The organism is Pseudomonas sp. MPB03 (assembly GCF_046605385.1).
Lineage (GTDB): Bacteria > Pseudomonadota > Gammaproteobacteria > Pseudomonadales > Pseudomonadaceae > Aquipseudomonas > Aquipseudomonas zanjanensis.
The window spans coordinates 3,527,521-3,534,006 of sequence record NZ_CP176770.1 but is presented as its reverse complement, the minus strand read 5'-3'; the positions used below and the strand labels follow the sequence as shown (position 1 = coordinate 3,534,006).

At 66.7% G+C, this 6,486-nt stretch carries 1 protein-coding gene; it reads right to left on the bottom strand.

Annotation, left to right across the window (positions count from 1 at the left end; all coding sequences use genetic code 11):
- Window positions 1-6 precede the first annotated feature (6 nt).
- Window positions 7-6,444, bottom strand: a complete 6,438-nt coding sequence (locus tag ACLH0I_RS15645) for an amino acid adenylation domain-containing protein (RefSeq protein ID WP_411384676.1) — start codon at window positions 6,442-6,444, stop codon at window positions 7-9.
- Window positions 6,445-6,486 lie beyond the last annotated feature (42 nt).

The window sequence follows — 6,486 nt, the reverse complement described above, 5'->3', positions numbered from 1 at the left end:
CGGGCATCAGATGACGCCCTCTTCAACGGTGTCCGAGGCAGGCTGGCGCTCAAGGATCTGCGCCACCTCCGTCAAGGTGGCGGCGCCGAACAACTGGCCCATGGGCAGTTCAAGGCCCACACGGTTACGCAGCATTTCGAGAAAACGCGTGGCCAGGAGGCTGTCGCCCCCGAGGCGGAAAAAGTTGTCGTGACGCGACACGCTCGGCACGTTGAGCAATTGCTGCCAGAGCTCGGCGATCAGTTGTTCTTCCGGGCGCAGCGGTTGCTCGTCCGCCACCGGTCGCGACTGGGCGGCGTCGGCCAATCGCGCCTGCAGTGCCCGGCGATCGATCTTGCCGTTGCTGCTCAGGGGCAAGTGTTCCAGCACCAGGACGTGTTCCGGGCGCATGTACCCCGGCAAGCACTGCTCCAGGTGTCGTGCCAAGACCTGTGCGTCGGTGCTGGCCGTCACGGCGGCCATCAGCCGGTTGTCGGTGACCAGCGCCACGGCCCTGGTGACGCAGGGGTGGCGAGCGAGGGCTGCCTCGATTTCGCCCAGTTCGATGCGATGGCCACCAATCTTCACCTGGCTGTCGGCGCGCCCGAGAAACTCCAGCAGGCCATCGGGGTGGTAGCGACCCAGGTCGCCGGTGCGGTACCAGCCGTCGACAAAGCGCTCGGCATTCAACTGTGGCGCGTGGCGATAGCCGCGGGCGACGCCGGCGCCACCAATCCACAGCTCACCGGTGACCCAATCCGGACAGTCGCGGCCCAGGGCGTCGACCACTCGGTAAGCCTGGTTGGCCAGTGGCACACCGTAGGGGATCGAGCGCCAACCCGGCAGCGCTTGCTCCACCGGGTAATGGTTCGACCAGATCGCCGCTTCGGTGGCGCCGCCCAGGGCGATAAAACGACAGTCAGGGGCCTGTTGCCGCAGGCGCTGGGGCAGGTCGAGGCCAATCCAGTCGCCCGACAGCAACGCCACGTTCAGGCCCAGTGGCTGGCGGTCATGGGCATTGGCTTCCAGCAGCATGTCCAGCAAGGCCGGCACGCTGTTCCACAGAGTCACGCGATGGTGTTGCAACGCGTTGAGCCAGGCCCGGGCATCGCGGCGCTGGTCCTCCTCGATCAAGACCAGCGCACCGCCCACCGACAGCAGGCCGAACAGGTCGTACACCGACAGGTCGAAATCCAGCGCTGACAAGGCCAGCGTGCGGTCGCTGGCGTCGATGCCATAGCAGCGATTGATCTCGGCCACGGTGTTCATCGCGGCGCGGTGGGTGATTTCCACACCCTTGGGCTGGCCCGTGGAGCCGGACGTGTAGATCACGTAGGCCAGCTCCGCGGCCGAGACGGCGAGCGGCGCCGAGAGCGGTTCAGCGTCCAGCGCGTGGAGCGGGTCGAGGTGTTTGACGCTGGGCAATTGCGGGTCATGCCCGGCCAGGATCAGGGTGACGCCGGCTTGTTGCAGGATGCGCTGGCAACGCTGCAGCGGTTGGTCGACTCCGACCGGCAGGTACGCGGCACCCGCGGCCAGGATGCCCAGCACGCTGGCGATCTGTCGTGGCCCCTTGGCCAGGGACACCGCCACCAGGTCGCCCGGCACCACGCCGGCGTCCACCAGGCTGCGGGCAATGCGCAGTGCCTGTTCGGCCAGCTCGCCATAGCTGAGCATGCCGTGCTCACCCCACAACAACGCCGGGCGTTGGGGCGCTTGGCGTGCCTGTTCGAAGAAGCCTTGGTGCAAGGTCGGGTCACCCGGCACGCTCGGCCCCGGGGCATTGAGCTGGGCACGCAACTGCGCCTGGGCTTGGGGCAGCAGGTCGGGCGGTGGGTTGTCCCAGGTGTGCTCGGCCAGCCAGTTCAAGCTGTACAAGTAGGCATTGAACATCCCTTCGACCAGGCCTTCGGGAAACAGGCCGACCACGTAGTCCCAGTTCAAGGCGATGCCGCCGTCGGCCTCCACCACTTGATGGTCGAGCCAGACCTGCGGGGTCTGGGTCAGGCCAAAGACTTGCCGGGCAAACGGCCCGTCCGCCGGCGCAGCCGTGCCATCCGGGACCCCGAGCGCACTGGTGAACACCACGGGCATGCTCACCTGTTGCTCGCCATTGCCCCGGGCCAGCTGGCGCAACAGGCTGACCGAGCCGAGGCAACGATGCTCCAGTGCCTCGCCCAGGGTGCGCTGGGTACGCCTTGCGCGGTCGACCCAGCGTTCGCCGGGCAGCGGAACATAACCGAGCAGCGTGAGGGAGGTGAAATCGCCCATGACCTGATCGATCTGGGGATGCAGCGCCCGACGATCGAACAGCGTGAGGTTGAGGCTGAGGTCGGGACGTGCACTCCAGCGACCGAGGGTTTCGGCAAACGCGCAGAGCAGCACGGCCGAGGCGGTGAGGCCCTGTTGTTGGGCCTTGGCCAGGATCGCCCGCCAGGCTTGGGCGTCGATTTGCCCTTGCAGGCGTTCGAAGCGCGGTTGACCCAGGCTGGCGGGGTCGACCGCCAGCGGCAGTTGTGGGTGCGGCGGCAACTCGGGCAGGCGTTCTTGCCAGAAGTGTTGCGCGGCTTGCAGCTCGTCCGCGTCCACGGCGGATTGCAGTTGATAGTCGCGGAACGACAGTTCCAGCGGCACCAGCGTCAACCCAGGGTCACGGTAAATGGCATCGAGTTCTGCGTAGAAGCGCAGGATGCTCAGGGCGTCGAGGATCAGGTTGTCCAGGCTGATGGCCAGCCGCGTGCAGCGGCCATGAGTCACGGCCTGCACATCGAACAGCGGCCACTGGCCCGGATCGAACACGCGATGGGCACAGTGTTCGCGCAAGTCGTCGAGGTTGGCGTAGCCCTGGCCGATTTCAAAGGACGGCAGCTGTTGCAGGGGCAGGATGCGCGCCTGGCCGCATTGATCGAACACGGCGCGCAGCATTTCGTGGCGCTCGATCAAGCGATCCAGCGCGGTCTGCAGGCGCGGCAGGTCGAGGTCCTCGACGTCGTATTCACGATAGAAATGACAACTCACGCCGCCCAGTACCAGGCTCGGGTCGCGGCCCAGCCAATAGGCCTGTTGCACCTCCGTCATGGGGAAGGGCGCATGGCGTTGCGGCAGGTCGGGCTCAATCGTGCGCCGCGGTTCGGCCTGGGCCTGTCGATGCAAATCGGCACAAAAATGCGCCAGCACCGGTTTGGCGAATACCTGGGCGATCCGTGCGCCTCCCAGCCCTTGCTCTACAAGCAAACGCACCAGGCGGGTGGCGCTCAGGGAGTCGCCGCCCAGGGCGAAGAAGTTGTGTTCACGGCAGACCTCAGCACAGCCCAGCAATTGCTGCCAGGCATGGGCCACCAGGGTTTCGATGTCGCCGCAGGGAGCGGACAGGTTGGCCTGCACCGGGGTGCTGTTGGCCGCCAGCCAGTCGTTCAGTACTTTGCGATCCACCTTGCCATTGCCGGTCAAGGGCAACTGCGCGCAGCCCAGGACAGTGCTGGGGATCATGTAGCCCGGCAGGCGCTCGGCCAGATGTTCGGCCAGTCCCTGTGGGGCCAGGCGTGTGGGCATCACGGGGCCGTCTGTCAGGCGCACCACTGCTGCCAACTGCTGGCCGGCCAGCAGCGCCACCGCCTGCTCGACGCCGGGCCAGGCCAGCAAGGCGGTTTCGACTTCCCCGGCTTCGATGCGGTAGCCGTGCAGTTTGAGTTGGAAATCGGTGCGCCCGAGGAATTCGACGTTACCATCGGGGTGATAACGCGCACTGTCGCCGGTGCGGTACCAACGCAAGCCTTGATAGTCGACGAAACGTTCAGCTGTGCGCACCGGGTCGCCGCGATAACCCTCGGCAACACCAGCGCCACCGATCCACAGTTCGCCGGCCACCCAGTCGGGGCAGTCGTGGCCGTGTGGGTCGACAATGCGCAAGCGGACATTGTCCAGCGGGGTGCCATAGGGCAGGCAGTGCCAGGGTAAGGGTTGGCCGGGCAGCACTTCGAACAGGGTCGAGTGAATGGCGGTTTCGGTGGCGCCGCCCAAGGCCATGAAACGGCAGCCGGGGGCTTGGGTCCACAACCGTGGCGCCAGGTCCGGAGCGACTTTGTCGCCGCCAAGCAATACCGCGCGCAGGGGGAGGCTGGCACCGGCGGGGGCGCAACCGAGCAGCATGTCGAGCAACGCTGGCACGCAGTTGAGCACGCTGGCGCGATGCCGCAGGGCCAGTTCACGCCAGCGTCTGGCATCACGCTGGGCCTCGGGCTCGATACCGATCACCGCCGCCCCAGTGGACAGCGCGGCAAACAGGTCGAATACCGATAAGTCGAACTCCAGGGCCGACAGCGCGAGGATTCGGTCGTCGCTGTTCAGTTGCAAGCGCCGTTGCAGGTCTTCCAGCGTGTTGGCAGCGGCCTGATGGCTGATTTCCACGCCTTTGGGTTCACCTGTGGAACCGGAGGTATAGAGGATGTACGCCAGGTCGCTGATCGCTCCGGGCCGGGGGGCGTCCAGCGCCGTGCTGGCGGCGGGCAGTTGCGTGAGCAATAAGCGCGCGCCCGACGAATCACAGATTTTCCGGCACCGCGCCGCCGGTTGATCGACGCTGATGGGCAGGTACGTGGCGCTGCACGCCAGGATGCCCAGCACCGCGATCACCTGCTCGGGTCCCTTGGGCAGTTGCAACGCCACCACGTCACCGCGTCGCACGCCTTGGCCTTCCAGGTAGGCCGCCACGTGTAGAGCACGTTCGGCGAGTTCGCCATAGGTGATGACGGGATGATCGCCGTGCAGCAACGCGGGCAGGGTGGGTGTCAAGCGCGCCTGGGCAAAAAAGGCTTCGTGCAAGCGTTGTACCGGCAGCGGCGCGGCCTGGCCCTGGACGCCATTGCGGACGTCAAGCTGGCTGGCAGGGATCAGCGCCGGAGGCGACAGGTCCCAGGCCGAAGCTTCAAAACACAGGCGCTGCAACAGCCCGGTATACGCCTCGAACAACCCATCCAGTACACCGTCGGCGAACAACCCTTCACGGGCGTCGAGATTGACCAGGACACCGCCATCCAGCTCGGTGACCTGGGCGTCGAGCCACACTTGCGGGCCTTGGGAAATGATCCAGGCCGGTTGGCCGAAACACGCTTGCACGCCCTCGGCGAACAGTTCCCCCAACCCCAGGGCGCTGGTGTACACCACCGGCGCCAACACTTGCTCACCCCGTTGCCGGGACAGTTCGCGCAACACCTCCAGGCCGGAAAACGCGCTGTGTGCGGCATCGCTGTGGAAGCGCCGTTGCAGGGCCGTGGCACGGGCGGCGAACGTGCCGCTGACGTGACCGTCCCATGCCAGCAGGATCGATGAGGTGAAATCGCCAACCAGGCGCTCCACATCGGCATGCAGTGGCGTGCGGTTGAACAGCGGCAAATTGAGCAGCAGCTCGGGCGTCTCGCACCAGGCGCCAAGGGCTTCGCAGAACACCGCCGCCAAGGCCATCGCCGGCGTCAGGCCGTGCTCCCGGGCGTGGCGCTCGAAGCCCTGGCGCTGGGACGGCGGTAGCCAGTGGTGACGGCGTCGCACCTGGCGATCGTCGCCCTGGGGCTTGATGGGCAAGCGCGGGGCGCCGGGCAACCGGTCCAGGCGCTGCAACCAATAGTCACGGGCCTGTTGATGAAGCGCACGTTGCTCGGGGCTGGCGTGTTCACGGCGCAGGTCGGCCAGGTAACGGGCAAAGCTGTAGTCCAGCGCGGCCAGGGGCTGTTGGCGATACAACTGCACCAGGTCGCCGAGCAGGGTGCGCAGGCTCAGGGCATCGGCGGCGAGCATGTCGAGGTTCAAATGCAGGCGCGTCCCGTCGGGCAGCAACGACAACTGGATGTCCAGCACCTGCCCTTGTTCAACGGCCAGTTGGCGGTGGGATAACTCAGTGCGCAACGCCGACAGCCGTTGTTGCTGTTGCTCGGCGCTGGCCTGGCGCAGGTCATGCACCTTCAATCCCGGCCAGGGGCTGCGGGCGAGGATCCGCTGGCGACCGTCGTCGAGAAACTGCGCGCGCAACATCGGGTGGCGCGCCAGCAACGCCCGTACGGCGGCTTCCAAGCGGATCGGGTCGACGTCGCGGCCATCGAATTCGTTATAGAAGTGCGCGGCGACACCGCCCAGCTGCTGGCCGGGGGCGCGTCCGATCCAATAGGCGTGTTGCATCGGCGCCAGTTCGAAAGGCTGGCCGTCGTCCGCCGGCGCAGTGACCGCCGCCGGGGCTTGGGGGGCCATCTCAAGCATGGCCAGCCAGGCTGACAGGCGCGGGTCGGCGATCAGGTCGGCAAAACGCGCGGCCAGGCCATGGCGGCGCCACTGGCCGGCGAGGCGAATCAGGGTGACGGAATCCAGCCCCCATTCGATCAGGTTCGCCTCCAGGGGAATCTGGTCGGCGGGCAGGTCGAGGGCCTGGGACAGGGATTGGCGCAGCAGTGTTGCGGTTGAGGTGCTGGGAGTGGCCATGGCTCAACGTCTTCTCATTGCTAGGGCCCGGACCGGGGTTGG